This window comes from Paraburkholderia sartisoli (assembly GCF_900107685.1).
Lineage (GTDB): Bacteria > Pseudomonadota > Gammaproteobacteria > Burkholderiales > Burkholderiaceae > Paraburkholderia > Paraburkholderia sartisoli.
The window spans coordinates 39,149-63,057 of the sequence record NZ_FNRQ01000002.1; the positions used below are offsets into that span (position 1 = coordinate 39,149).

22 protein-coding genes are annotated in these 23,909 nt (G+C 64.3%); 9 read left to right on the forward strand and 13 right to left on the reverse strand.

What is annotated here, in order from left to right:
• Positions 1-113: 113 nt before the first annotated feature.
• The 3 genes from pnp to BLV45_RS07360 all read right to left on the reverse strand — a co-directional run bounded on the left by pnp (position 114) and on the right by BLV45_RS07360 (position 4,248).
• Entirely contained in the window at positions 114-2,261 is a 2,148-nt protein-coding gene (gene pnp, locus BLV45_RS07350) for a polyribonucleotide nucleotidyltransferase (RefSeq protein ID WP_176954099.1), read from the reverse strand.
• Positions 2,262-2,555: 294 nt separating this feature from the next.
• Complete coding sequence (gene rpsO / locus BLV45_RS07355; protein ID WP_025496081.1) at positions 2,556-2,828, reverse strand: 30S ribosomal protein S15; 273 nt, start codon at positions 2,826-2,828, stop codon at positions 2,556-2,558.
• A 160-nt stretch (positions 2,829-2,988) separates the two neighbouring features.
• Entirely contained in the window at positions 2,989-4,248 is a 1,260-nt protein-coding gene (locus BLV45_RS07360) for a branched-chain amino acid ABC transporter substrate-binding protein (RefSeq protein WP_090531369.1), read from the reverse strand.
• A gap of 210 nt (positions 4,249-4,458) precedes the next feature.
• Between BLV45_RS07360 and BLV45_RS07365 the strand changes: the two genes are divergently transcribed.
• The gene (locus BLV45_RS07365) at positions 4,459-5,028 is read left to right on the forward strand and encodes a hypothetical protein (protein ID WP_090531370.1); all 570 of its coding nucleotides are present in this window, start codon (positions 4,459-4,461) and stop codon (positions 5,026-5,028) included.
• A 100-nt stretch (positions 5,029-5,128) separates the two neighbouring features.
• A complete protein-coding gene (locus tag BLV45_RS07370) occupies positions 5,129-5,740 on the forward strand; it encodes a carbonic anhydrase (protein WP_090531371.1) in 612 nt (203 codons plus the stop codon).
• A gap of 123 nt (positions 5,741-5,863) precedes the next feature.
• Here BLV45_RS07370 and BLV45_RS07375 read toward each other — a convergent pair whose 3' ends face one another.
• The 6 genes from BLV45_RS07375 to BLV45_RS07400 form a co-directional block, all read right to left on the reverse strand.
• Positions 5,864-7,408 carry a 2-isopropylmalate synthase gene (locus tag BLV45_RS07375; protein ID WP_090531373.1) on the reverse strand — a complete coding sequence of 515 codons (1,545 nt, stop codon included), beginning with the start codon at positions 7,406-7,408 and terminating at the stop codon, positions 5,864-5,866.
• A gap of 319 nt (positions 7,409-7,727) precedes the next feature.
• Positions 7,728-8,594, reverse strand: a complete 867-nt coding sequence (pssA, locus tag BLV45_RS07380) for a CDP-diacylglycerol--serine O-phosphatidyltransferase (RefSeq protein WP_090531375.1) — start codon at positions 8,592-8,594, stop codon at positions 7,728-7,730.
• A 20-nt stretch (positions 8,595-8,614) separates the two neighbouring features.
• Positions 8,615-9,253, reverse strand: coding sequence for a phosphatidylserine decarboxylase (locus BLV45_RS07385; protein ID WP_090531378.1), 639 nt, complete (start codon positions 9,251-9,253; stop codon positions 8,615-8,617).
• A gap of 140 nt (positions 9,254-9,393) precedes the next feature.
• Positions 9,394-10,482, reverse strand: coding sequence for a ketol-acid reductoisomerase (gene ilvC, locus BLV45_RS07390; protein WP_281246306.1), 1,089 nt, complete (start codon positions 10,480-10,482; stop codon positions 9,394-9,396).
• A 40-nt stretch (positions 10,483-10,522) separates the two neighbouring features.
• Positions 10,523-11,014, reverse strand: a complete 492-nt coding sequence (gene ilvN, locus BLV45_RS07395) for an acetolactate synthase small subunit (RefSeq protein ID WP_090531382.1) — start codon at positions 11,012-11,014, stop codon at positions 10,523-10,525.
• 115 nt (positions 11,015-11,129) lie between these two features.
• A complete protein-coding gene (locus BLV45_RS07400) occupies positions 11,130-12,893 on the reverse strand; it encodes an acetolactate synthase 3 catalytic subunit (RefSeq protein ID WP_090531384.1) in 1,764 nt (587 codons plus the stop codon).
• A gap of 350 nt (positions 12,894-13,243) precedes the next feature.
• Between BLV45_RS07400 and BLV45_RS07405 the strand changes: the two genes are divergently transcribed.
• Genes BLV45_RS07405 through BLV45_RS07420 form a run of 4 tightly spaced genes read left to right on the forward strand, consistent with a single transcriptional unit; the run spans position 13,244 to position 15,556 of the window.
• Positions 13,244-13,807 (forward strand): RNA polymerase sigma factor, encoded by a 564-nt coding sequence (locus BLV45_RS07405; protein WP_090531386.1) that lies wholly within the window; start codon positions 13,244-13,246, stop codon positions 13,805-13,807.
• Positions 13,804-14,232, forward strand: coding sequence for a DUF3619 family protein (locus tag BLV45_RS07410; protein WP_090531388.1), 429 nt, complete (start codon positions 13,804-13,806; stop codon positions 14,230-14,232). The genes BLV45_RS07405 and BLV45_RS07410 overlap by 4 nt, the downstream gene beginning before the upstream one ends.
• Positions 14,233-14,247: 15 nt before the next feature.
• Positions 14,248-15,009: a DUF3106 domain-containing protein gene (locus BLV45_RS07415; RefSeq protein WP_090531390.1), complete on the forward strand. Its 762-nt coding sequence runs from the start codon at positions 14,248-14,250 to the stop codon at positions 15,007-15,009.
• A gap of 25 nt (positions 15,010-15,034) precedes the next feature.
• On the forward strand, positions 15,035-15,556 hold the full coding sequence (locus tag BLV45_RS07420) for an RDD family protein (RefSeq protein WP_245753155.1): 522 nt from the start codon (positions 15,035-15,037) through the stop codon (positions 15,554-15,556).
• A 34-nt stretch (positions 15,557-15,590) separates the two neighbouring features.
• Here BLV45_RS07420 and BLV45_RS07425 read toward each other — a convergent pair whose 3' ends face one another.
• From BLV45_RS07425 to BLV45_RS07440, 4 genes are all read right to left on the reverse strand, one after another.
• Positions 15,591-16,937: an ABC transporter permease gene (locus tag BLV45_RS07425; protein ID WP_090531392.1), complete on the reverse strand. Its 1,347-nt coding sequence runs from the start codon at positions 16,935-16,937 to the stop codon at positions 15,591-15,593.
• A gap of 20 nt (positions 16,938-16,957) precedes the next feature.
• Positions 16,958-18,541, reverse strand: coding sequence for a sugar ABC transporter ATP-binding protein (locus BLV45_RS07430; RefSeq protein WP_245753156.1), 1,584 nt, complete (start codon positions 18,539-18,541; stop codon positions 16,958-16,960).
• Between the two features lie 140 nt (positions 18,542-18,681).
• Positions 18,682-19,638, reverse strand: coding sequence for a substrate-binding domain-containing protein (locus BLV45_RS07435; protein ID WP_090531394.1), 957 nt, complete (start codon positions 19,636-19,638; stop codon positions 18,682-18,684).
• Between the two features lie 122 nt (positions 19,639-19,760).
• Complete coding sequence (locus BLV45_RS07440) at positions 19,761-20,819, reverse strand: LacI family DNA-binding transcriptional regulator (protein WP_090531396.1); 1,059 nt, start codon at positions 20,817-20,819, stop codon at positions 19,761-19,763.
• Between the two features lie 305 nt (positions 20,820-21,124).
• Between BLV45_RS07440 and BLV45_RS07445 the strand changes: the two genes are divergently transcribed.
• From BLV45_RS07445 to BLV45_RS07455, 3 genes are read left to right on the forward strand one after another with little or no spacing between them, the layout of a single operon-like run.
• Positions 21,125-22,069, forward strand: coding sequence for a UDP-2,3-diacylglucosamine diphosphatase (locus BLV45_RS07445; protein ID WP_090531399.1), 945 nt, complete (start codon positions 21,125-21,127; stop codon positions 22,067-22,069).
• 56 nt (positions 22,070-22,125) lie between these two features.
• Positions 22,126-23,157 (forward strand): glycosyltransferase family 4 protein, encoded by a 1,032-nt coding sequence (locus tag BLV45_RS07450; RefSeq protein ID WP_090531401.1) that lies wholly within the window; start codon positions 22,126-22,128, stop codon positions 23,155-23,157.
• Positions 23,154-23,792: a diacylglycerol kinase gene (locus BLV45_RS07455; RefSeq protein ID WP_090531403.1), complete on the forward strand. Its 639-nt coding sequence runs from the start codon at positions 23,154-23,156 to the stop codon at positions 23,790-23,792. Before BLV45_RS07450 ends, BLV45_RS07455 begins: the two co-directional genes overlap by 4 nt.
• The last annotated feature ends 117 nt before the right edge of the window (positions 23,793-23,909 follow it).

Here is a 23,909-nt window from a genome sequence, read left to right on the forward strand (position 1 = left end):
CACTGCCAGCACCAGCAGCACCGGCAGGTGCCGCGCGGCTGGCAGTGCAATCCATCCTCCATGAAAAACGGCCGGCGCGCATTCACGCCACCGGCCGTCATCCTGCTAACGCATTACTGCTGCGTCGGCTCGCCTTGCGGCGCGCCAGCCGGCGCTTCGTTCAGCAACGCCTTGGCCGACAGACGCACGCGACCCTTCTCGTCCGTCTGGATGACCTTGACCTTCACCTGCTGGCCGTCTTTGAGATAGTCGTTGATGTCCTTGATGCGCTCGTTCGCGATCTCGGAAATATGCAGCAGACCGTCCTTGCCCGGCAGGATGTTCACGATCGCGCCGAAATCCAGCAGCTTGAGCACGGTGCCTTCATACACCTGACCCACTTCGACTTCCAGCGTGATGTTTTCGATGCGCTTTTTCGCTTCGGCCATGCCTTCGCTGCTCGTGCTTGCGATGGTCACGATGCCGTCGTCCGAAATGTCAATCGTCGTGCCGGTTTCTTCGGTCAGCGCGCGGATCACCGAACCACCCTTGCCGATCACGTCGCGGATTTTTTCCGGATTGATCTTGATGGTGATCATGCGCGGTGCGAATTCCGACAGTTCCGTGTTCGCACCCGAAACCGCCGACGTCATCTTGCCGAGGATATGCATACGGCCTTCCTTCGCCTGCGCGAGGGCGACCTGCATGATTTCCTTCGTGATGCCCTGGATCTTGATGTCCATCTGCAGCGCGGTCACGCCTTGTTCCGTACCCGCCACCTTGAAGTCCATGTCGCCGAGGTGATCTTCGTCGCCGAGGATGTCGGTCAGGACGGCAAACTTGTTGCCTTCGAGGATCAGGCCCATCGCGATGCCGGCGACGTGCGCCTTCATCGGCACGCCGGCGTCCATCAGCGCGAGGCAGCCGCCGCACACCGAAGCCATCGACGACGAACCGTTCGATTCCGTGATTTCCGACACGACGCGGATCGAGTAGCCGAATTCCTCGGCGCTCGGCAGGCACGCGACCAGTGCGCGCTTGGCCAGACGGCCGTGACCGATTTCACGGCGCTTCGGCGAACCGACGCGGCCCGTTTCGCCGGTCGCGAACGGAGGCATGTTGTAGTGAAGCATGAAGCGTTCGCGGTACTCGCCTTCGAGCGCGTCGATGTTCTGCTCGTCGCCCTTCGTGCCGAGCGTCGCGACAACCAGCGCCTGCGTTTCGCCACGCGTGAAGAGCGCCGAGCCGTGCGTACGCGGCAGCACGCCGGTACGGATTTCGATCGGGCGCACCGTGCGCGTGTCGCGGCCGTCGATACGCGGCTCGCCGTTCAGGATCTGCGTGCGGACGATCTTCGCTTCGATGTCGAACAGCACGTTGCCGACAGTTGCCTTGTCGGCCGCCACCGTACCGGCAGCCGCCGCGTCTTCTTCCAGCTTTGCCGACGTGGCTGCGTACACTTCCTTCAGCTTCGTCGAACGGGCCTGCTTGTCGCGCAGCTGGTAAGCGGCGAGCAGGTCGGCTTGCGCCAGTTCCGTCACGCGTGCGATCAGCGGCTCGTTCTTCGCGGCCGGCTTCCAGTCCCATTCCGGCTTGCCGCCTTCACGGACGAGTTCATGGATCGCGTCGATCGCGACCTGCATCTGCTCGTGACCGAACACCACTGCGCCGAGCATCACTTCTTCGGTCAGTTGCTGCGCTTCCGATTCCACCATCAGCACCGCGCGTTCCGTACCGGCGACGATCAGGTCGAGCGCCGATTCCTTCATTTGCGGACGCGTCGGGTTCAGCACGAATTCGTTGTTGATGTAAGCCACGCGTGCTGCGCCGACCGGGCCGTTGAACGGCAGACCGGACACGGCGAGCGCCGCCGACGCGCCGATCAGCGCGGGAATGTCAGCGGGAACGTCCGGGTTCAGCGACAGGACGTGGATCACGACCTGAACTTCGTTGTAGAAGCCTTCCGGGAAGAGCGGGCGCAGCGGGCGGTCGATCAGGCGCGAAATCAGCGTTTCGCCTTCCGACGGACGGCCTTCGCGACGGAAGAAGCCACCCGGGATCTTGCCGGCGGCGTAGGTCTTTTCGAGGTAATCGACGGTCAGCGGGAAGAAATCCTGACCCGGCTTTGCCGTTCTGGCACCGACAACGGTGGCCAGCACAACGGTGTCTTCGACGTCGACGAGCACCGCACCGCTTGCCTGGCGGGCGATTTCGCCCGTCTCGAGGCGAACGTTATGTTGTCCCCATTTGAATTCCTTGACGATCTTGTTGAACATAGTCACTCCTTTTCTTCGTTATGCCGCGCGGACGGGCAGCGGCGCGGCAACGCCAGAACCGGTGCCACACGGGAAGAGAAGTGTTATGCCATTCCAGAGAACCACGCTTTTTCGCGCGAACCGCTGGAATGACACAAAACTCTGCCCTGAGGCCCGGCCGTATTCCGGTCACCCGCCGCATGATCTTCCATGCGCACCGCGGATGACGCTTCGATGCACCTCACATGAAGCGCATCGTTCAAAAACAAAATGCCTGTATCAGCTGACTGACACAGGCATCTTGCTGAGAGGCCAACCCGATTACTTACGCAGACCCAGCTTCTCGATCAGCGCACGGTAACGGTCAGCGTCCTTACCCTTCAGGTAGTCAAGCAGCTTGCGACGGCGGCTCACCATGCGCAGCAGACCGCGGCGGCTGTGGTGATCCTTCGTGTGAGCCTTGAAGTGAACGGTCAGTTCGTTGATACGGGTCGTGAGCAGCGCGACCTGAACTTCGGGGGAGCCGGTGTCGTTTGCTGCGCGCGCGAATTGCGCGACGACGTCGGACTTCTTGCTTGTTTCAACTGCGGACATATTGATTTCCTTGATTACTGAACAGGCGGTCACGGAAGAAAGGCCGTGCCGTGGGTTACAACAAGGGGAGTATTGTAGCACAGCCCAGACGCCCCGCGACCCCTTCCTTACAGCCCTGTCCAGCGGGGTACGCTGCATGCCGACAGGCGTTCGCCCACGTTCAGGGGCGTTTCATGCGACACACCGTGGATGGCACGGTGCGCGCGGCCGGCAGTGCCAGCACGGTGCGAAAGCCATAACCGGAGCCTTCGTTGTCGAAACGCACACCTGGCGTGCCCGCCCGCTCCATTTCCATCACATAAAGGGGCTGGATGAGCTGGTGGTCCTCCGCGCGCATCCACGACGCGTGAAAGCCGTTGTCGAACTTCCTGCCCTCGAGCGCCTTCGCGACGGCCTCCGGCTGGGCGCTCGCCGCACTGTTCATCGCGGAAGCCAGCATCTCGATCATCATTTCCATGCGCAGCACGGGATAGTCGTCGGCGGGAGCGGGGAAACGGGTGCGGAACGCCTTGTACCAGGCGTCCGAGGCCGCGCCGCCCGCGTTCGGATGCCAGTCGGCGACCGCCACGACCCGGCCGACGCCCGCGTCGCCCAATGCCGCCGGCGCGCCCAGGCTGTTGCCGTAGAACGTGTAGAACTTCGTGTTGAGTCCCTGCTCGCGTGCCGCCTTGACGAGCAGCGTCAGGTCGTTGCCCCAGTTGCCCGTCACGACCGCATCCGCGCCGCTCGCGCGGATTTTCGCGATGTAAGGCGCGAAATCCTTCACCCGGCCGATCGGATGGAATTCGTCGCCGACGATGCCGATATCCGGCCGCTTCGCCTTCAGCGCCGCGCGCGCAAGCGTGCTGACATCGTGGCCAAAGCTGTAATCCTGGTTCAGCAGGTAGATTTTCTTCACCGACTGGTCGCGCTGGATCACGTCGGCGAGCGCATCCATGCGCATGCCGGCGTGCGCGTCGAAACGGAAGTGCCAGAAGCTGCAGTTCGCGTTGGTGAGCGCGGGATCGTCGGCGGAATAGTTGAGCAGCAGTTCGCGGTTGTCCGGTTCGCGGGCGTTCTGCTTTTCGATCGCGCCCAGCAGCGCCGCGGCGACCGCGGAGCTGTTGCCCTGAAGGATGTAGCCGATATGCTGGTCGGCGGCGGCCCGCAGTTGCACGAGCGCCTCTTCGGCGCTGCCCTTGCTGTCCAGCACGACGAGTTCGAGCGGATGCGCGCCATCCGCCAGTTTCACGCCGCCCGCCGCGTTCACGCGCTCGACGCCGAGCCGCAGGTTCCGTTCCACCGCCGCGCCCGCGTTGGCAAACGGCCCGGACATGCCCTCGATCAGCGCGAGTCGCACGGGCTCGCCGCCCGCGTGCACGAGCGTCACCGACACAGCCGCGAGCACGCCCAGCGCCGTTCGTATCCAGTTCGCCACCATCGTTACTCCTGCTGCGATTGATTCATCCGAAGCGCGGATCATAGAGGCGTGCATGCCGTCGGGCAAGGGCGACCGCCGCCCGGAGTTCGCACGCCGTCACGCGGCGCGGCAAATCTTTTGCCGCGCCGCGTGTCAAAATACCGTGGCTTCCTGATAGAACACATAAAGAACACCTAACGCGAGGCCACCAGAATGCCACCGGAGGAATTCATGTTTAACCGCCTCTTCACCGCGCCCACCCCGGGCGGGACGACGCCACAGCCAGCGCGCGCGGGCCGGCTGCGCCGCGCGGCGCTCGCGTGTGCCTGCTTCGGCGCCGTGATGCTCACGGGTTGCGCACAACCGTGGCAGCAGTTCCAGCCGGGCGAAGACCAGTCGACGCTGATCACCCGCCTCGGCGCACCGCGGGAAACCTACGACCTGCCGAACGGCAGCCGGCGCCTGATGTGGCCCACCCAGCCGATGGGCGAAACCACCACCGCTGCGGACGTCGACGCCGCCGGCAAGATCCTGTCCGTGCGTCAGGTGCTGCAACCCAACGAGTTCTACCGCGCCGAGGTCGGCAAGTGGACGCGCGACGACGTGCTCGTCAACTTCGGCCGCCCGGTCGAAACGTCGTATTTCCCGCTGATGAAGCGCGAAGTCTGGACTTACCGGTACCTGGAGGACAACGTCTGGTACATGATGTTCAGCTTCTATTTCGACAACCAGGGCGTCCTGCGGACCACGCAGAAAAGCCCGGACCCGCTGCACGATCCGGATCGCCGCAGCCTCTTCTGATTGTGTCCCGGTAACATGCGCACACAGGCCGCCTCGCCCCCGAGGCGGCCTTCCTGTTTTCCTGTATATCGTCGGCCGAATAGATACGGAGGCGCTTTCGATGACCCTTCCCAGAGAGATGCTGGCCGCCAATGCCGAATGGGCAGAGGAGACCGTTGCGCACGATCCGCATTTTTTCCAGGCCCTGGCGCAGGGCCAAAGCCCGAAGGTTCTGTGGATCGGCTGCTCGGACAGCCGCGTTCCCGCCGAGACCATCACGCTTTGCCAGCCGGGCGACCTGTTCGTCCATCGCAACATCGCGAATCTCTTTCCACCCGGCGACGACAACTGTTCGAGCGTGCTCGAATACGCCGTGCGCGTGCTGAAGGTCGGGCACGTGATCGTCTGCGGTCACTACGGTTGCGGCGGCGTGCGGGCGGCGCTGCTGCCGCCGTCGCCGGACCTGCCGCACGTCAACCGGCGCATCGCGCCGCTGTGCGCGCTGGCCGATGCGCATCGCGACGAACTGGGCGCCTGCCCGTCCGACGAGGCGCGCCTTAACCGGCTCGCCGAACTGAACGTGCTGGAGCAGGTTCAGCGGCTGCGCGACACCGACATCGTGCGCGACAGCCAGCCGGCGCCGCTCGTACACGGCTGGATCTTCTCGCTCGACGATGGACGCATCAAGGTCGTCGCATCCGGCTACCCGGGCGGCGCTCCGTCGCGCGCATAAGCCACTTCGCACGCGCGACGTCCCCCACAGAAACAGAAAACCCCGTGCCCTTGTGGAACACGGGGTTTCGTCTGAAACGTACACACGCGGAGCGCGGATCGGCGCCCCCCGCGATCAATGACGTTACGAACGCTGCGGATTCAGCTTGTCGACGTTCGAGTACAGCTTGTTGAGCGCCGAGATATACGCCTTCGCGGAAGCCGCGACGATATCCGGATCGGTGCCGACGCCGTTCACGATGCGGCCGCTCTTCGACAGGCGCACCGTCACTTCGCCCTGCGCCTGCGTACCCGTCGTGATCGCGTTCACCGAGTAAAGCAGCAGCTCCGAGCCGCTGCCCACTTCGGTTTCGATCGCGTTCAGCGTGGCGTCGACTGGGCCGTTGCCGCGCGCTTCGCCGGTCACTTCCTTGCCTTCCATCGAGAACACGATCTTCGCGTGCGGCTGCTCGCCCGTTTCCGAATGCTGCGACAGCGAAACGAACCTGTAATGTTCCTTTTCGTGAGCTTCAGCGGATTCTTCCGTCACGATCGAGATGATGTCTTCGTCGAAGATTTCCGACTTGCGGTCGGCGAGCTCCTTGAAGCGCGCGAACGCCGTGTTCAGCTCGCCTTCGCTTTCGAGCGAAATGCCGAGTTCCTGCAGGCGCTGCTTGAACGCGTTACGGCCCGACAGCTTGCCGAGCACGATCTTGTTCGCGCTCCAGCCCACGTCTTCGGCCCGCATGATTTCGTACGTGTCGCGCGCCTTCAGCACGCCGTCCTGGTGAATGCCGGACGCGTGGGCAAACGCGTTCGCACCCACCACGGCCTTGTTCGGCTGCACGACAAAACCCGTGATCTGCGAGACGAGCTTCGATGCCGGCACGATCTGCGTCGTATCGATGCCCAGATCGAGGCCGAAGTAATCCTTGCGGGTCTTCACGGCCATGACGATTTCTTCGAGCGACGTATTGCCCGCGCGCTCACCGAGACCGTTGATCGTACACTCGACCTGGCGCGCGCCGCCGATCTGCACCCCCGCCAGCGAGTTTGCCACGGCCATGCCGAGGTCATTGTGGCAGTGTACGGAGAACACCGCCTTGTGCGAGTTCGGGATGCGCTCGCGCAGATCCTTCACGAGCTTGCCGTACAGTTCCGGCACGCCGTAGCCGACCGTGTCGGCGATATTGATCGTGGTCGCGCCTTCGGCGATCACCGCCTCGAGCACGCGGCACAGGAAATCCATATCCGTGCGGCTGCCGTCTTCCGGCGAGAACTCGACGTCGTCCGTGAACTTGCGTGCGAAACGCACAGCGAGCTTTGCCTGCTCGAACACCTGTTCCGGCGTCATGCGCAGTTTCTTTTCCATGTGCAACGCCGACGTCGCGATGAACGTATGAATGCGGAAGTGGCTGGCGGGCTTCAACGCGTCGGCGGCACGCTGGATGTCCTTGTCGTTCGCGCGGGCGAGCGAGCAGATCGTGCTGTCCTTGATCATCGAGGCGATCGTGTGGATCGAATCGAAATCGCCGTTCGAGCTGGCCGCGAAACCGGCTTCGATGACGTCCACTTTCATCCGTTCGAGCTGCCTCGCGATACGGATTTTTTCTTCCTTGGTCATCGACGCACCGGGCGACTGCTCGCCGTCGCGCAATGTCGTGTCGAATATGATCAGCTTGTCTGCCATGTCAGGTCTCCGGGACTCAATCAAATGTGGGGATGAAGATACCGAATTCGGGTGTTTGCGCCACCGCTGGCGACGCTAAACAACAGACGAGGCAGACGGAGGGCGAAAACGGTCAGCGCGGCAGGCGCGCTAGCGCTAATGCGCATAGGGGCGCACCGGCTTGAAGAGACAGGAAGGGGAACGTGAAAATAACCATGTCGGCGACTATAGCGGCAATCCGGAAATCGCGCAATTAGCGGCGCACCCGGTGCCCGAAAACGGCAAGCGGCAGCCGGGCGGCCGCCGCTTTTGTCCTGCTTTCCTGCCGCGCAAGCAGCGTTCAGTGATCGCGCTGGGACGAACGGGCCGGGTTCGCCCTGCCCCGGAGCGTCTGGTAGCCCCAGAACACATAACCCGACAGCCCGTACAGCACGAAGAGGCCGAACAGCATCAACGGCGGATCGGACGACACCAGCACGAACGCCATCACCACCAGCAGGATCACGCCGAACGGCACGCGATGCCGCACGTCGAGCGCCTTGCCGCTGTAGAACGGCGCGTTCGACACCATCGTCACGCCGGCATAGATCGTCAGCACGAACGCGACCCAAGGCAGCCAGACGAGCTTCAGCGGCACGCGGTTATCGGTGGCGAGCCACACGAAGCCCGCGATCAGCGCCGCGGCGGCCGGACTCGGCATGCCCTGAAAGAAGCGCTTGTCGACCACGCCGATGTTCGTGTTGAAGCGCGCAAGCCGTAGCGCCGCGCCCGAGCAGTACACGAACGCCGCGAGCCAGCCCCAGCGGCCGAGGTCTTTCAGGATCCATTCGTACATCACGAGCGCCGGCGCGACGCCGAACGACACCATGTCCGAGAGGCTGTCGAACTGCTCGCCGAACGCGCTCTGCGTGTGCGTCATGCGCGCGACGCGGCCGTCCATGCCGTCGAGCACCATCGCCACGAAAATCGCGATCGCCGCGATTTCGAAGCGCACGTTCATCGCCTGCACGACGGCGAAAAAGCCGCAGAACAGCGCGGCGGTGGTAAAGGCGTTCGGCAGCAGATAGATGCCGCGCTTGCGCAGGAACTGCTGGCGCGCGGCACGCCGGCTGTCGACGACACCCGGCTCCTGGATCGGCTTCTTGCGGCGGAAAGGCCGGGGCTGCGGGCCGGCGCTACGCGGTCGACGCGGTTTGAATGCGGCCATCGAAACCTCCTTGTGCCGCGTTATAGTTCAGCGAGGATCGTCGACGAGGCAGACACCTTCTCGCCAATCGACACGCGCGGACGGCTGCCCACCGGCAGATACACGTCGACACGCGAACCGAAACGGATGAAGCCATAGCGCTGGCCGCGCGTGAGCGGTTCGCCCGCGCGCACGTAGCAAAGAATCCGGCGTGCGATCAGGCCCGCGATCTGCACCGACGTGACCGTCTGGCCACTCGCCGTTTCGATCACCAGCGCGTTGCGCTCGTTCTCGAGCGAGGCTTTGTCGACTGCGGCGTTCAGGTAGGCACCCGGAAAATATTCGACCTTCGAAATCGCGCCATCCACCGGCGAGCGTTGCGAGTGGACATTGAACACATTCATGAACACGCTGATCTTCAGCGCTTCGCGGTTGGCGTACGGATCACGCGCCGTTTCGACGGCGACGATGCGACCGTCGGCGGGACACAGCACGGCGTTGGCCTGGGTGGGAATCGGGCGAGCCGGATCGCGGAAGAACTGGACGATGAAAATCAGGATCAGCCAGAACGGCCATGCAAAGCCAAACCCCGCGATGGCATGGATCAACAACGCAACGACGGCCGCGATGGCGATGAACGGCCAGCCTTCGCGCGCGATGATCGGATGAGGGTAATTCATGAGTGGCTTCAGTATTTTTGTAAAACCGTAGGATAGCAAAAGCCGCCCAGGGTTCATCACACCTGGGCGGCTTTTGGGAACATCCGGCAGTGCGTTCGCGATTGCTGCGAACGCACAAACCGGACGAATGCAGCACCGGCCTAGTTCTTCGACTGGTCGACGAGCTTGTTCGCGGCGATCCACGGCATCATCGAGCGCAGCTTCGCACCGACCGTTTCGATCTGGTGCTCGGCCGTCAGACGGCGACGCGATTGCAGCGTCGGCGCGCCAGCGCGGTTTTCGATGATGAAGCTCTTCGCGTACTCGCCCGTTTGAATGTCGGTGAGAACCTGCTTCATCGCCTTCTTCGTTTCGGCCGTCACGATCTTCGGACCCGTCACGTACTCGCCGTATTCGGCGTTGTTCGAGATCGAGTAGTTCATGTTCGCGATGCCGCCTTCGTAGATCAGGTCGACGATCAGCTTCAGTTCGTGCAGGCACTCGAAGTACGCCATTTCCGGCGCGTAGCCCGCTTCCACCAGCGTTTCGAAGCCGGCCTTGATCAGGTCGACCGTACCGCCGCACAGCACGGCCTGTTCGCCGAACAGGTCGGTTTCGGTTTCTTCGCGGAAGTTCGTTTCGATGATGCCGGCACGGCCGCCGCCGTTGGCCGCCGCGTACGACAGCGCGATGTCACGGGCCGCGCCCGACTTGTCCTGCGCGACCGCGATCAGGTGCGGCACGCCGCCACCCTGCGAGTACGTGCCGCGAACCGTGTGGCCCGGCGCCTTCGGCGCGATCATGATGACGTCCAGATCCGCGCGCGGGATCACCTGGCCGTAATGCACGTTGAAGCCGTGCGCGAATGCGAGGGCTGCGCCCTGCTTCGCGTTCGCGTGGACTTCCTTTGCGTAGACTTCGGCGATCTGCTCGTCCGGCAGCAGCATCATGACGACGTCCGCGCCCTTCACGGCTTCGGCGACTTCCTTGACCTTCAGGCCGGCGTTCTCAGCCTTGCTCCACGATGCGCCACCCTTGCGCAGACCCACCGTCACGTTCACGCCGCTTTCGCTCAGGTTCAGCGCGTGGGCATGGCCTTGCGAGCCGTAACCGATGATGGTGACCTGCTTGCCTTTGATGAGGGAGAGGTCGGCGTCCTTGTCGTAGAAAACTTTCATGTTCGTTCCTTGGCGATATTCAGAGAGATTCAGGTACTGCGTGTTGTGTACTGCGGGCCGGATTCGCGTCATGGACAGCGCGCGGATCCGGCCGTGATCGATGCAAACGGCGTCACACCTTCAGAATGCGTTCGCCGCGCCCGATCCCCGAGCTGCCCGTGCGGACCGTTTCGAGAATCGCGGTAGCGTCGAGCCCTTCGATGAAGGCATCGAGCTTGCCGCTCGCGCCCGTCAGTTCGATCGTGTAGGTCTTTTCCGTGACGTCGATGATGCGGCCGCGGAAAATATCCGACATCCGCTTCATCTCCTCACGCTCCTTGCCGACCGCCCTTACCTTGATCAACATCAGCTCTCGCTCGATATGGGCGCCCTCGGTAAGGTCGACCACTTTCACCACCTCGATCAGGCGGTTCAGATGCTTCGTGATCTGTTCGATCACGTCGTCCGAGCCAATGGAAACGATGGTCATGCGCGACAGCGAATGGTCTTCGGTCGGGGCCACCGTCAAGGTTTCAATGTTGTAGCCGCGTGCCGAGAAAAGACCGACCACGCGCGACAACGCGCCCGGTTCGTTTTCCAGCAGCACTGAAATAATGTGTCTCATGTTTCGCTTCTTCCAGATGTCGATGTATCGATGTATGCGGGCCGCTTCGTGCCGCTTCGTCTGCTGTCGCCTTTCGTGAAGGCGTGCGCGACGAAGCCAGCGTCAGAAACGGTCGTTATAGATCTTCCGAACCCATGAGCATCTCCGTGATGCCCTTGCCGGCCTGAACCATCGGCCAGACGTTTTCGGTCGGATCGGTCTGGAAATCGAGAAACACCGTGCGATCTTTCAGGCGCAGCGCTTCCTTCAGCGCCGGTTCGACATCCGCGGTCTTTTCGATGCGCATGCCGACGTGCCCGTACGCTTCGGCGAGCTTCACGAAGTCGGGCAGCGCATCCATGTACGAATGCGAATAGCGCTTGCTGTATTCGATCTGCTGCCACTGGCGCACCATGCCCAGATAGCGGTTGTTCAGCGAAATGATCTTCACCGGCGTGTTGTACTGCTTGCAGGTGGACAGTTCCTGGATGCACATCTGGATCGAGCCTTCGCCCGTGATACAGAGCACGTCGTCGTCCGGATGCGCCATCTTCACGCCCATCGCCGCCGGCAGGCCGAAGCCCATCGTGCCGAGGCCACCGGAATTGATCCAGCGGCGCGGCTTGTTGAAGCGATAGAACTGCGCCGCCCACATCTGGTGCTGGCCGACGTCGGAACACACGAAGGCATTGCCGTCGGTCAGCTCCCACGCCTTTTCCACCACGTACTGCGGCTTGATGATCTCGCTCTTGCGGTCGAACTTCAGGCAATCCTTCGCGCGCCAGGCCTCGATGTCCTTCCACCAGTCGGCGAGCGCCGCGGTGTCGGGGCCGTGCTCGGCCGTCTGCAGCTGCTCGATCAATTCCTTCAGCACTTCCTTCACGTCGCCGACGATCGGAATGTCGACCTTGACGCGCTTGGAGATGGAAGAAGGATCAATGTCGATATGGATGATCTTGCGCGGCCGCGACGCGAAGTGCGCCGGATCGCCGATCACACGGTCGTCGAAGCGCGCGCCGATCGCGATCAGCACGTCGCAGTGCTGCATCGCCATATTGGCTTCGTACGTGCCGTGCATGCCGAGCATGCCGACGAATTTCCTGTCGCTCGCGCGATAGCCGCCCAGCCCCATCAGCGTGTTCGTGACCGGGTAACCGAGCAGATCGGCGAACTGGTTCAGCTCGCGCGACGCATCCGCGAGAATGATGCCGCCGCCGGTGTAGATATACGGGCGCTTCGCGGACAGCAGCAGGGCGACCGCCTTGCGGATCTGGCCGGAGTGGCCTTTCGTGACCGGGTTATACGAGCGCAGCGAGACGGTCTTGAGCGGCTCGTACTGGCAGGGCATCTTCGACACGTCTTTCGGAATGTCGATCAGCACCGGGCCGGGCCGGCCGGTACGGGCGATAAAGAACGCTTTCTTGACGGTGGCGGCGAGGTCGCGCACGTCCTTCACGAGGAAGTTGTGCTTCACGCACGGACGCGTGATGCCGACCGTATCGCACTCCTGGAACGCATCCTGGCCGATCGCGGCGGTCGGAACCTGCCCGCTGATCACGACCATCGGAATCGAATCCATGTAGGCGGTGGCGATGCCCGTCACCGCATTGGTGACGCCGGGGCCAGAGGTCACGAGACAGACGCCGACCTTGCCGGTCGAGCGCGCGTAGGCGTCGGCGGCGTGAACCGCGGCCTGCTCGTGGCGCACGAGAACGTGCTGGAACTTGTCCTGCTTGTACAGCTCGTCGTAGATGTAGAGTACCGAGCCGCCGGGATAGCCCCAGATGAATTCGACGTCTTCGTCGGCCAGTGCCTTCATGAGCACGGTGGCGCCGATAGAGTCAGCTTCGTGAGGGGGAGTCGTATCCGACGTGGAGAATTCCGCGCTGGGCATATTCATTGTTCACCTTTCGAATTTTCGGCAAAAAATTGATCGGGTGCTCTCTGCCGGGCTTGTGGCTCGGGTTCAAGCGGCGCGTCCAGTTTGACAGGTGAGCTTCTTGGGCCACACCTCAAATGAGACAGGTCACTTATGTTGCGAACCGTTGACGATATCTGCTGTCGCGATATTGGTCAAGCAGATATTTCCGCGGCGCGGCATGTTCCGGGGGGCGGACAGGCACGTTTTACCGTGGCGAGGCGCCGGCGCCCTCTTTTCCCTGGCGCGGGCAAAAGTTTGTTAGCATCCGCGGGTTTTACGACATTTTTCGATCGATTACGCGCACGCCGGCTGCGCCGACCCCCAAACGGATGGCATCAGACAAGGAACTCGCCGATTTTCTGGCGGGCGTCGAGAGGCGCGCATTCAAGCAGACGGTCTACGCCGTGCGGGATGATGACGCCGCACTCGACATCGTGCAGGACGCGATGATCAAGCTCGCCGAAAAATACGGCGACCGTCCTTCGGCCGAACTCCCGCTTTTGTTTCAGCGTATTCTCCAGAATACGATGCACGACCACTTTCGCCGGCAGAAAGTACGGAATACGTGGGTCAGCCTGTTCTCGTCGCTCGGCGGCGCCGACGACGAGGATTTCGACCTGCTGGAAACGTTCGAAGCCCAGGAAGGATCGGCGGCAGCGGAAAGCAGCGAACAGCGCCTCGCACGCGAACAGGTCCTGCAACTGATAGACGAAGAAATCCAGAAACTGCCTGCACGTCAACGGGAGGCCTTTCTCATGCGTTACTGGGAAGATATGGATGTTGCTGAGACCGCCGCCGCCATGGGCTGCTCGGAAGGCAGTGTGAAAACGCACTGCTCGCGGGCCACCCACACGCTGGCGCACGCGCTCAGGGCCAAAGGAATCACGCTATGAGCTCCGCTCCCGATACGAAAGAACTCGAGTTTGCGCGGCAGCTGCGTCGTGTACTCGACGAAAATACTGCCGCTCTCCCGTCTGCCACCGTCGAACGGCTCGCCGCGGCGCGCCGGGCCGCGCTCGCCCGCAAGAAAGCCGAACCGGTGCCGGTGTTCGCACCGGCTTTCGCCGGCATGGTGGCTCACGCCCCGTCGCCGGATCGCAACGCCGCCGGCAAGCCGCGCCGCTCGCCGCTGCGCCGTTTCGCGCTCGCGTGGCCGCTCGCCGCGCTGGTCGTGAGCCTCGTGGCGATTGCCTACTGGGAAGACCAGCAGCGCACCGCCGAACTCGCCGATATCGACGCCGCCATGCTGAGCGACGACCTGCCGCTCAACGCGTACCTGGATCACGGGTTCAACGCGTATCTGTCGCGCGCGCGCTGAACGGGGGCCGCTCGGGTGAGTTACAAGCGCGGCCTCGCCGTTGTCTCCGGATGCGTGATCGCGGCTTTGGTGTCGTTCGCCGCAACCTGGCCACGTTTCAATCCAAAGCCTGTTTCCCCTTCGGCGCCCGTCGCCGGTGCGCCGGCCTCGTCGTCCGCGCCTTCGCTGGGGGTCGACCTGCAGGGGATCGCCAGCAAGAACCCGCTTTCGTGGTCCCGGCTCACCGAAGCGGAGCACGTCGCGCTCGCGCCGTTCGCCAGCCAGTGGGACACCTTCAGCGATGCGCGCAAGCGTAAATGGATCAAGATCGCGTCGCGGTACGCGAAAATGTCGCCCGAGGCGCAAAAGCGCCTCCACGACCAGATGACCGAATGGACCCGCATCACGCCCGAGCAGCGGCGTGTCGCGCGGGAGAACTATCAGGCGTCGAAGGAGCTGCCGCGCGAGGCGCGCCGCAATGCCTGGAAGGCCTACCAGCAACTGCCGGAAGAACAGAAGGAGCGGCTTGCCGCGAGCGAGCACAGGCGCCGGCCGACCGTCGTCAGCGCGCCGCCGACCGGCAAATCCGAGGTCAAGGACATCGACCGGCTGGTGAACGCGCGCGGCGCGAGCGCCGTCAAGCCGGCATTGCCGGCATCGGCCGCGTCGGCCGCGGGCGTGCCGGTGCCCGCGTCCCCCGCCCTTCCGCCGGGCACGACGCCGGCCGGCAGCTTCGTTCCCGCGACGCCGCAACCGGTTTCGCCCGCCGAAGCGCCGTCGATCTTCAACGGCTCCTGAGCCCTCTTTTCGCGTCCCACGATCCGTGTCCAGCCCGTCCACCACCGCCGACCTGACGCCCGATCGCCCGACGCCCGCGCCGACCGTGCGCCGCCGCCTCGCGACGATGCTCTACGAAGGCGTGATCCTGTTCGGCATCGTGTTCATCGCAGGCTACCTGTTCAGCACGCTGACGCAGCAACGCAACGGCCTCACGCATCACAACCTGCTCGCCGCCTGGGTGGGTTTCGTGGTCGGTGCGTATTTCGTCTGGTTCTGGACGCATGGCGGCCAGACGCTGCCGATGAAAACCTGGCGCCTGCGCCTCGTCGGCGCCGACGGTGCGCCCGTGTCGGCGCCGCGCGCGATCGTGCGCTACGTGCTCGCGTGGCTGTGGTTCCTGCCGCCGCTCGCGCTGCATCCGCTCGTGGGTCTCGCCGTGCCGCAGACGCTCATCGTCGCGGCCATCTGGTTCGTGCTTTGGGCCGCCACCGGTCGTTTCGGCGCGAGCCGCCAGTTCCTGCACGACCGGCTCGCCGGCACGCGAATCGTCGAGCTCGCGCGTTAAGCACGCACCTCGCGCGTTCGCTTCAGGCCACCTCTCAACGCTTCTCCGCCCCGCTCCCTGACGATTGCGCCGGCCGCTGCGGCGGCTTCGCCGTCACGCCCTTGCGGCCGCCCAGGCGCGCGAGCATCGTCTGCGGATTCATGCGCGTCTGCTGCAGGAACACGGCGACCACGATGATCAGTCCTTTCATCACGAGCTGCGTGTTGCTGTCGATGTTGTTGAGCAGCAGGATGTTGCCGAGAAAGCCGAAGATCAGCACGCCGGCTACCGTTCCCGCAATCCGTCCCACGCCGCCCATCAGGCTCGTGCCGCCGATCACCACCGCGGCGATCGCGTCGAGTTCCCAGCCGACGCCCGCGTCCGCCTTGCCCTGCCGGTATTGCGCCGCGTACAGCACGCCGACGAGCGCCGACAGCATCCCGGAGATCGCATACGCGGCGATCTTGTTGCGGTCGACCTTGAGGCCGGAAATGCGCGCGCATTTCTCGTTGCCGCCGATCGCGTACAGGTACTTGCCGAACACGGTCCGGTTCAGCACGAAATCCGCGATCAGCGCGATCACGACGAAAAAGAGCGCGGGCACCGGCACCACGCCGAACAGCACCGCGCGCAGCAGTTCGATGTCCGTGGTCGCATTGCTGCCGCTGTAGATCGAATAGACGGCCGTATCCTGCCCCGCCACGAGGCGCGCCACGCCCATCACGCCGACCATCGCGGCGAGCGTGACGATGAATGGCTGCATCCGGCCGCGCGTGATGATCCAGCCGTTCAGGGCGCCGATTGCGAGGCCCGCGAGCGGCACCATCCACAGGACCGTCCACAGCGAAACCTTGATCGGCAACTGGTGCCACGCATACGCACACGCGCAGAGCGCGCAGGCGAGCGCCACCGCCATGCGCAGGCCGTGGCGCCGCCGTGCGTGGACACCCGCGCCCCGCATATGCACCCGCGTACGCCGGGCCAGCAAGCCGCCCACGCCGCAGACGATGATGAAGATGCTCGCCGCGTCGAGCCCGAGCGCGGTCCACGACGCGGTGTTCGAGCCCGGCGTCGTCAGCAGGATCGCGGTCAGCACGCTGCCGAAGCCCATCACCGAGCCGACCGACAGGTCGATCCCGGCGGTGATGATCACGAGCGTCATGCCGACCGACATCACGCCGACGTTCGCGACCTGACGGAACACGTCCGAGAAATTCGCCGCCGACAGAAAGATGTTGCTGCCGTCCGCGGCATGCGGCGAGGTCAGCGCGCCGAGCGCGATCAGCACGATCAGCCCCAGGTAGTATTTGACGTTCGTCAGCCACGCCCGCAGGCGTCGCTGCCGCGAGTCGGGGAGCACATCGGGGGCCCGGGTCTGGGCCGGTTCATTCGCTTTCAGCATGTTCTCTGTCTCCGGGTCGATCAGGGCGAAGCCAGCTTCACGAGCTGTCCGGCGGAAAACGCCGCACGCTCCAGCACGCCGGCAGCGCGCCCTTCACACAGCACGAGAATGCGGTCGCACATCAGCATCAGCTCGTCGATCTCCGAGCTCGCGACGACGACCGTCAGGCCGGCGCGCGCCGCCTGCAGGATCTGGCTGTAGATTTCGGATTTGGCGGCCACGTCGACGCCGCGCGTGGGTTCGTCGAGCAGCAGGATGTCGGGCTGCGTCATCAGCCATTTGCCGATGATGAGCTTCTGCTGGTTGCCGCCCGAAAGCGTCGTGACGGTCTGCGCGACGCCGCCGCATTTCACGTTCGACGACTTCGCCTGCGCCGTCACGCGCCGCGCGATCGCGCGGCGCCGGTAGAACGGAAAGCCTTCGACGCGCGCGAGGCTCGGCAGCACGAAATTCGCTTCCACCGAATCCTCGAGCAGCAGGCCGTCCGTCTTGCGGTCCTCGGTGACGAACGCGACGCCGGCTTCGACCGCCGCCGCGGGCGTCGTGAACGCACGCCGCGCCGGGCCGATTTCGATGGCGCCTTCCACGCGATACGACGACACGCCGAAGAGCGTTTCCAGGATCTCGGTCTTGCCCGCGCCGAGCAGCCCCGACAGACCGAACACCTCGCCATGCCGCACCTCGAACGACACACGATCGACAACCGGGCGATGCTCGCCGTGCAGCGTCAGGTCGCGCACGGTGATCATCGTATCGGCGGCGCCGCGCAGTTCGCCCGCCTCGCGATGCGGCGCGACGAAGTTCTTGCCGATCATCATCGAGACGAGCTGTTCGGCGGATTCGACGCGGCCGATCGGCAGCGTCGCGATATGGCGGCCGTCGCGCAGCACGGTGACGCGATCGGCCAGATCGAAGACTTCCTGCAGGCGATGGCTGATCAGCACGATGCCCATGCCGCGCTCGCGCAACTCGCGCACGAGGCCGGACAGCGCCTGCGTTTCGGTGTCGGAGAGCGCGGACGTCGGCTCGTCCATGATCAGCACGCGCGCGTCGGCGAGCAGCGCCTTCGCGATTTCGATCAGCTGTTTTTCGCCGATGCGCAGCGGCCCGACGAGCGCATCAGGCGCCGGCCTGAAACCGAGTTGCGCCAGCACCTCGCGCGCCTTCGCGCGCATCGCGGCATGGTTGGGAAAGCCGAAGCGCGTGGTGATTTCCTTGCCGAGAAAAAGGTTGTCGACCACGGAAAGACTGTCGACCAGGTTCAGTTCCTGATGAATGATCGCGATGCCGGCGTCCATCGCGTCGGCGCTGGTTCTGAACGCGACGGGCGCGCCCGCGACGGCGATCGTGCCCGCGTCCGGCAGGTACAGGCCGCCGAGAATCTTCATCAGGCTCGACTTGCCCGCGCCGTTTTCGCCGACGAGCGCGTGGACTTCGCCCGCCGCGATATCGAAGTCGACGTCGGTGAGCGCCGCGCTGCCGCTAAACGCGATCGAAATGCGCGATGCGGCGACGAGCGGCGCTGCGGCGCCTTCGTGTGAAAGGGGCGGCGTGGAGCGTTGCGCTTCGCGCGGGGTGTGACTGCCTGCTGCGTGTTGCATCATGAAAGCCGTTCGCCTCGTCGGTTCAGTCGGTTCAGTCGGATCGGCGTTGCGAAGCGTGCGCGCCGCGGCCGTCCCGTCATGCGACGGGCGCGGCGCGCACGGCTTGTGCCTGTTGCGGCTGCATCAACCCTGCATCAACCTCAGCCGGCCACGAACTGCTTCGCGTTGTCCGCGAAAATGCCCTGCGTCGGCAGGATCACCTTCTTCGGGATCTTCTCGCCGCCGAGCATCTTGAGCGCCTGACGCAGGCCTTCGGCGCCCGGCGTCGGGTACACGAACGTCGCCGTCAGAATGCCCTTCTCGACCCATACGGCGCCCTCGTTCGGCAGGCCGTCCGCGCCGACGAACTTGATCTTCTTCTCGACGCCCGCGTCTTTCGCGGCGAGATACGCGCCGTACGCCATCGGATCGTTATGCGCGAACACCACGTCGACCTGCGGATTCACGCGCAGCACCGTCTTCATGTAGTCGTACGCCTTGTCCTGCTTCCAGTCGCAGTCCACGCGCTGGCCGACGATCTTCAGCCCCTTCTCCTTGCCGACGAATGCCATCGCGCCGTCGTGCCGGTCGTGCGAAGCCTGCGCGCCAAAACCGCCCCACACCTCGACGATATTGCCTTTCGCCGCGCCCGGGCCGCCCGTCGTCTTGACGATGAATTCGCCGATGCCCTTGCCGATCAGCGTGTTGTCGCCACCGACGAACTGCGTGTACGCATCGCCGTTCACGGTCCGGTCGAGCACGAACACCGGGATGCCCGCCTTGTAGGCTTTTTCGACCACGCCCGTGAGCCCGGCCGACTCCTTCGGCGAGATGAAGATCACGTCCATCTTCTGCGCGATGAAGTTCTCCATGTCGGCGTTCTGCTTGTCGGTGCGATCGTTGGCGTCGGCGATCACGAGCTCGACGTTCGGATGCTTCGCGGCTTCGGCTTTCATGTCCTTGTTGAACTGGACGCGCCACGGCTCGACCGTGGTCACCTGCGAGAACCCGAAGCGATATTTCTTGCCCTGGGCCTGCACGTATCCAGCCTTCATCACGAGTCCGGCAAACGGTGCCGTGACAAGTGCGCCAGTAATCAAGCGACGGTTGCGGTTCATCGACTGTCTCCTTAATTTGCGCATTACGTGATGCGCGGTTGTGTGCCTCTCTTGCCGACCTTCTCCTTCTTCCCTGCCCCTGTGCCCTTGCTGCGTGAAGAATGAAACGTTCCAGTGCGCGCTCAGCGCCGCGCCGCGGCCTGCGCGCGTTGCAGCGCGAGGACGTCCTCCGGCACGCGCGCGGTGCTCTCGCGCACCAGCAGTTCAGCCTTGAATGTCAGATGCGCGGGCTCGCCGCGCTCGCCGCTCAGGAGCTTCAGCATCAGTTGCCAGATCGCGTGTCCGATCGCCTCGACCGGCTGGCGGATCGAGCTCAGATACGGACGCAACACCGCCATCCACGGCGCGTCGTCGAACGAGAGCAGCGAGATGTCTTCCGGCAGGCGCAGATTCGCGTCGCGAAGCGCGCGCAACGCGCCGAGCGTCGTCACGTTGCCGGCGGCGAAGAGCGCCGTGGGACGCACGGCCGCGCTCAGCACGTCGAGCGTCGACGCGTGGATCTCAGCGGCCGTCATGCCGCACTCGACGACCTGAATGAAGCTGTCGAGCCCCGCGCGGCGCATCGCGTCGATATAACCGTCCGCGCGTTCCTTCGAATTCACCAGATCGAGCGTGTTGACGAGAAACGCGATGCGCCTGTGGCCCAGCGCGATCAGATGCGCGGTGCCGTCGCGCGACGCGCCGTGGCTGTCGGTCGTCACGGTATTCGCCGGAAACGTTTCGTCGACGCGATCGGCCATCACGAGCGGCACGTTGCACTCGCGGGCTTCCTTGATCGCGTGTTCATAGCCGCGGCACGGAATGATGATCATGCCCGCCACCTGGCGCGACATCACGAAGCGGATGCGCTCCATTTCGCGCGCCGGGTCTTCGTCGGCGTGCGCCATGATCAGCTGGTAGCCGTGTTCGAGCGCGTGGTTTTCGAGCTCGCGCGCGATGTCGACGAAGAACTGGTTCGTGAGGTCCGGCAGCACGAAGCCAATCGAACTCGGCCGGCCGCGACGCAGGTCGGCGGCGATGCCGTTGCGGCGATAGCCGAGCTGGCGTGCCGCGTCCCACACGCGTTGCGCCCGCGCGGCGGAAACGCCGGACGCGCCGGACAGCACCTTCGATGCCGTGCCGACCGAAACTTCGGCCGCATTGGCAACGTCGCGCAGCGTGGGAAGCAACCTGTCGGCCATGGCCCCTGGATTTTCGTTGAGCGCGTGGAAAAACGGGAATTGAAACGTTTCAGAGGATATGCAATCGATTACATGAGTTCAAGGCAAGCTCACCTGGGGCTTTCCCCACGCGGCCGTTTATCGCTGCAACGCACAACCGGCGTGGCGCGCCTGCAACGCCAGCGGCAAGTGCATGAAACATGCACGAATCCGCGCGCGAATACACGCATGACCCCGCATCGCGGTAACAAGAACTTCTCGTGACTGTCACGGCGCCGACACACGCCGATGGCCGAATGCACGTACCGCAACCCGACGCGTGAGCCATGGACAACCAGACGTCCGCGACTTCCCTCTTTCGCCAGACCGGCCCCGGCGTCGACCCCGTCGCTTTCGGACCGGGCACCCTTCCCGGTAACGCCATTCCCCTCTCCCCGCCACCGTCGATACCGATGACGGGCACGGGCCATCACGAAGACGATCACGACGCGACGCATCGTTACCGCACGATCTGGCTCTCGGATATCCATCTGGGTTCGGGTGGCTGTCAGGCGCCGTACCTGCTGGATTTTCTGCGGCACAACGAATCCGAATACCTGTATCTCGTCGGCGACATCATAGACGGCTGGCAGTTGAAGAAAGGCTGGTACTGGCCGCAGGCGCACAACGATGTCGTGCAGAAGATCCTGCGCAAGGCGAGAAAAGGCACCCAGGTCGTCTACGTGCCCGGCAATCACGACGAAGGCGCGCGCCAGTTCTGCGACCTCGCGTTCGGCGACATCCACGTGCGCGGCGAAGCGTTCCACACGACGCTCGCCGGCAAGCGCCTGTGGATCACGCATGGCGATCTGTTCGACGGCGTGATCCAGCACGCGAAGTGGCTCGCCTACCTGGGCGATTCGGCCTACACGCTGATCCTGCTCCTGAACCGCTGGTTCAACCGGATCCGCATCCGGCTCGGCTTCCAGTACTGGTCGCTGTCGCAATACCTGAAGCATCAGGTGAAAAACGCGGTGAACTTCATCTCGTCGTTCGAACGCGTGATGACCGACGAGGCGCGCCGCCGCGGCTGCGACGGCGTGGTCTGCGGACACATCCACAAGGCCGAGATTCGCGACATCGACGGCGTGCTGTATTGCAACGACGGCGACTGGGTCGAGAGCCTGTCGGCGCTCGTCGAGACGTTCGAAGGCGAACTCAAGGTGATCTACTGGACCGTCATGCGCTCGCCGGAAGCAAGCACGCAAAAGGCCCGGGCGACCGCTGCCTGAGCCCCGTCACTTACGTCGAAACCTGCTCACTCCTTCACCTTACCTGGGTCACAACGATGAAGATCATGATCGTCACCGATGCATGGGAACCGCAGGTCAACGGCGTGGTTCGCACGCTGAAGAACACGACACGCGAACTGACCGCGCTCGGTCATCGCGTCGATCTGCTCACGCCGCTCGAATTCCGCACGATTCCGTGCCCCACGTATCCCGAGATCCGTCTCTCGCTGCTGCCGAAAAAGCGTCTGCGCCAGCGTATCGCCGAATTCGCGCCCGACGCGCTGCACATCGCCACCGAAGGCCCGCTCGGTCTCGCCGCGCGCGCGTATGCGATCCAGCACAAGCTGCCGTTCACGACGGCGTATCACACGCGTTTTCCCGAGTACGTGCAGGCGCGCTTCGGCATGCCGCTCGCCGCGACCTACCGGTTCCTGCACTGGTTCCACAAGCCGTCGCTCGCCGTGATGGCGCCGACGCCCGTGGTGAAAACCGACCTCGAAAAATTCGGCTTCACGAACGTCGTGCTGTGGACGCGTGGCGTCGATCTCGACATCTTTCACCAGATGGACTCGAAGGTGCTCAACAGCGCGCGGCCGATCTTTCTGTACGTCGGGCGCGTGGCGGTCGAGAAAAACGTCGAGGCGTTTCTGAAGCTCGATCTGCCGGGCTCGAAATGGGTCGCGGGTGAAGGCCCCGCGCTCGCTGAACTGAAGTCGCGCTATCCGACGGCGAACTATCTCGGCGTGCTGACGCAGGCCGAACTCGCGAAGGTCTACGCCGCCGCCGACGTATTCGTCTTCCCGAGCCGCACCGACACGTTCGGTCTCGTGCTGCTCGAAGCGCTCGCGTGCGGCACGCCGGTCGCGGCGTACCCGGTGACCGGCCCGATCGACGTGCTCGGCGACGGCGGCGCGGGCGCGATGAACGACGACCTGCGCGAAGCGTGTCTGGAAGCGCTGAAGATCGATCGCAACCATGCGCGCGCGTGGGCGGAACGTTTCTCGTGGGGCGCGGCGTCGGAGCAGTTCGCCGCGCACCTGAAACCGCTGCCGCACGCATCGTTCAGCGAGGAAAGCGCCGCCGCATGACGCGGCGCGCACCGTCCACCATGCAGGCGAGAACGTCTTCTGTCCGCCGTGCGTCCACGGACGCGCTGCGCGCGCCGCGTGACGCGACGCGTCCCCACGCCACCGATGCCGCCGATGCACGAAACGCAGGCGCCGATCCTTTCGATGACGACCCGCATCCGGAGGCAAACGAAGCCGACGCCCACGCCGGCACATCCAGCGAACCGCTGAGCCCCGACGATCCGCTCGCGCCTTTGCCGTTCAATCCGTACAAGGGCAATCGCGGGCTCACGCGCGCATGGCACGCGATGAAGAATTCGCTGGCCGGCTTCCAGGTCGCGATCCGCGAGGAAAGCGCGTTTCGCCAGGAACTGACGCTGGCGGCGATCCTGCTGCCGATCGGCCTGATCGTGCCGGTCGAGCCGGTCGCGCGCGTGCTGCTGCTCGGTTCCGTGTTGCTGGTCCTGATCGTCGAGCTGCTGAATTCGAGCGTCGAGGCCGCCATCGACCGCATCTCGCTCGAGCGCCACGAACTGTCACGCCGCGCGAAGGATCTCGGCAGCGCCGCCGTGATGGTCGCGCTGCTGATGTGTCTGATGACGTGGGGGCTGGTGCTGACGCCGCTCGTCGTCCGCTGGATCGACGCATGGCGCTGAACGGCCGCCCCGTCTGAAGATCGCCCGGCGCACGGGCGCGTCAGTCCCTGTCAGGCAGTCCTGGTCACATTACGTCCGGTTTATAATCAGACGATCAATTGTGACAATACCAACCGC

Excerpts from the sequence above, each read along its gene's own strand:
- rpsO (WP_025496081.1), bottom strand. The coding sequence starts at position 2,828 with ATGTCCGCAGTTGAAACAAGCAAGAAGTCCGACGTCGTCGCGCAATTC.
- BLV45_RS07360 (WP_090531369.1), bottom strand. The coding sequence starts at position 4,248 with ATGGTGGCGAACTGGATACGAACGGCGCTGGGCGTGCTCGCGGCTGTG.
- BLV45_RS07365 (WP_090531370.1), top strand. The coding sequence starts at position 4,459 with ATGTTTAACCGCCTCTTCACCGCGCCCACCCCGGGCGGGACGACGCCA.
- BLV45_RS07370 (WP_090531371.1), top strand. The coding sequence starts at position 5,129 with ATGACCCTTCCCAGAGAGATGCTGGCCGCCAATGCCGAATGGGCAGAG.
- BLV45_RS07375 (WP_090531373.1), bottom strand. The coding sequence starts at position 7,408 with ATGGCAGACAAGCTGATCATATTCGACACGACATTGCGCGACGGCGAG.
- pssA (WP_090531375.1), bottom strand. The coding sequence starts at position 8,594 with ATGGCCGCATTCAAACCGCGTCGACCGCGTAGCGCCGGCCCGCAGCCC.
- BLV45_RS07385 (WP_090531378.1), bottom strand. The coding sequence starts at position 9,253 with ATGAATTACCCTCATCCGATCATCGCGCGCGAAGGCTGGCCGTTCATC.
- ilvC (WP_281246306.1), bottom strand. The coding sequence starts at position 10,482 with ATGACGCGAATCCGGCCCGCAGTACACAACACGCAGTACCTGAATCTC.
- ilvN (WP_090531382.1), bottom strand. The coding sequence starts at position 11,014 with ATGAGACACATTATTTCAGTGCTGCTGGAAAACGAACCGGGCGCGTTG.
- BLV45_RS07400 (WP_090531384.1), bottom strand. The coding sequence starts at position 12,893 with ATGAATATGCCCAGCGCGGAATTCTCCACGTCGGATACGACTCCCCCT.
- BLV45_RS07405 (WP_090531386.1), top strand. The coding sequence starts at position 13,244 with ATGGCATCAGACAAGGAACTCGCCGATTTTCTGGCGGGCGTCGAGAGG.
- BLV45_RS07410 (WP_090531388.1), top strand. The coding sequence starts at position 13,804 with ATGAGCTCCGCTCCCGATACGAAAGAACTCGAGTTTGCGCGGCAGCTG.
- BLV45_RS07425 (WP_090531392.1), bottom strand. The coding sequence starts at position 16,937 with ATGCTGAAAGCGAATGAACCGGCCCAGACCCGGGCCCCCGATGTGCTC.
- BLV45_RS07430 (WP_245753156.1), bottom strand. The coding sequence starts at position 18,541 with ATGATGCAACACGCAGCAGGCAGTCACACCCCGCGCGAAGCGCAACGC.
- BLV45_RS07435 (WP_090531394.1), bottom strand. The coding sequence starts at position 19,638 with ATGAACCGCAACCGTCGCTTGATTACTGGCGCACTTGTCACGGCACCG.
- BLV45_RS07440 (WP_090531396.1), bottom strand. The coding sequence starts at position 20,819 with ATGGCCGACAGGTTGCTTCCCACGCTGCGCGACGTTGCCAATGCGGCC.
- BLV45_RS07445 (WP_090531399.1), top strand. The coding sequence starts at position 21,125 with ATGGACAACCAGACGTCCGCGACTTCCCTCTTTCGCCAGACCGGCCCC.
- BLV45_RS07450 (WP_090531401.1), top strand. The coding sequence starts at position 22,126 with ATGAAGATCATGATCGTCACCGATGCATGGGAACCGCAGGTCAACGGC.
- BLV45_RS07455 (WP_090531403.1), top strand. The coding sequence starts at position 23,154 with ATGACGCGGCGCGCACCGTCCACCATGCAGGCGAGAACGTCTTCTGTC.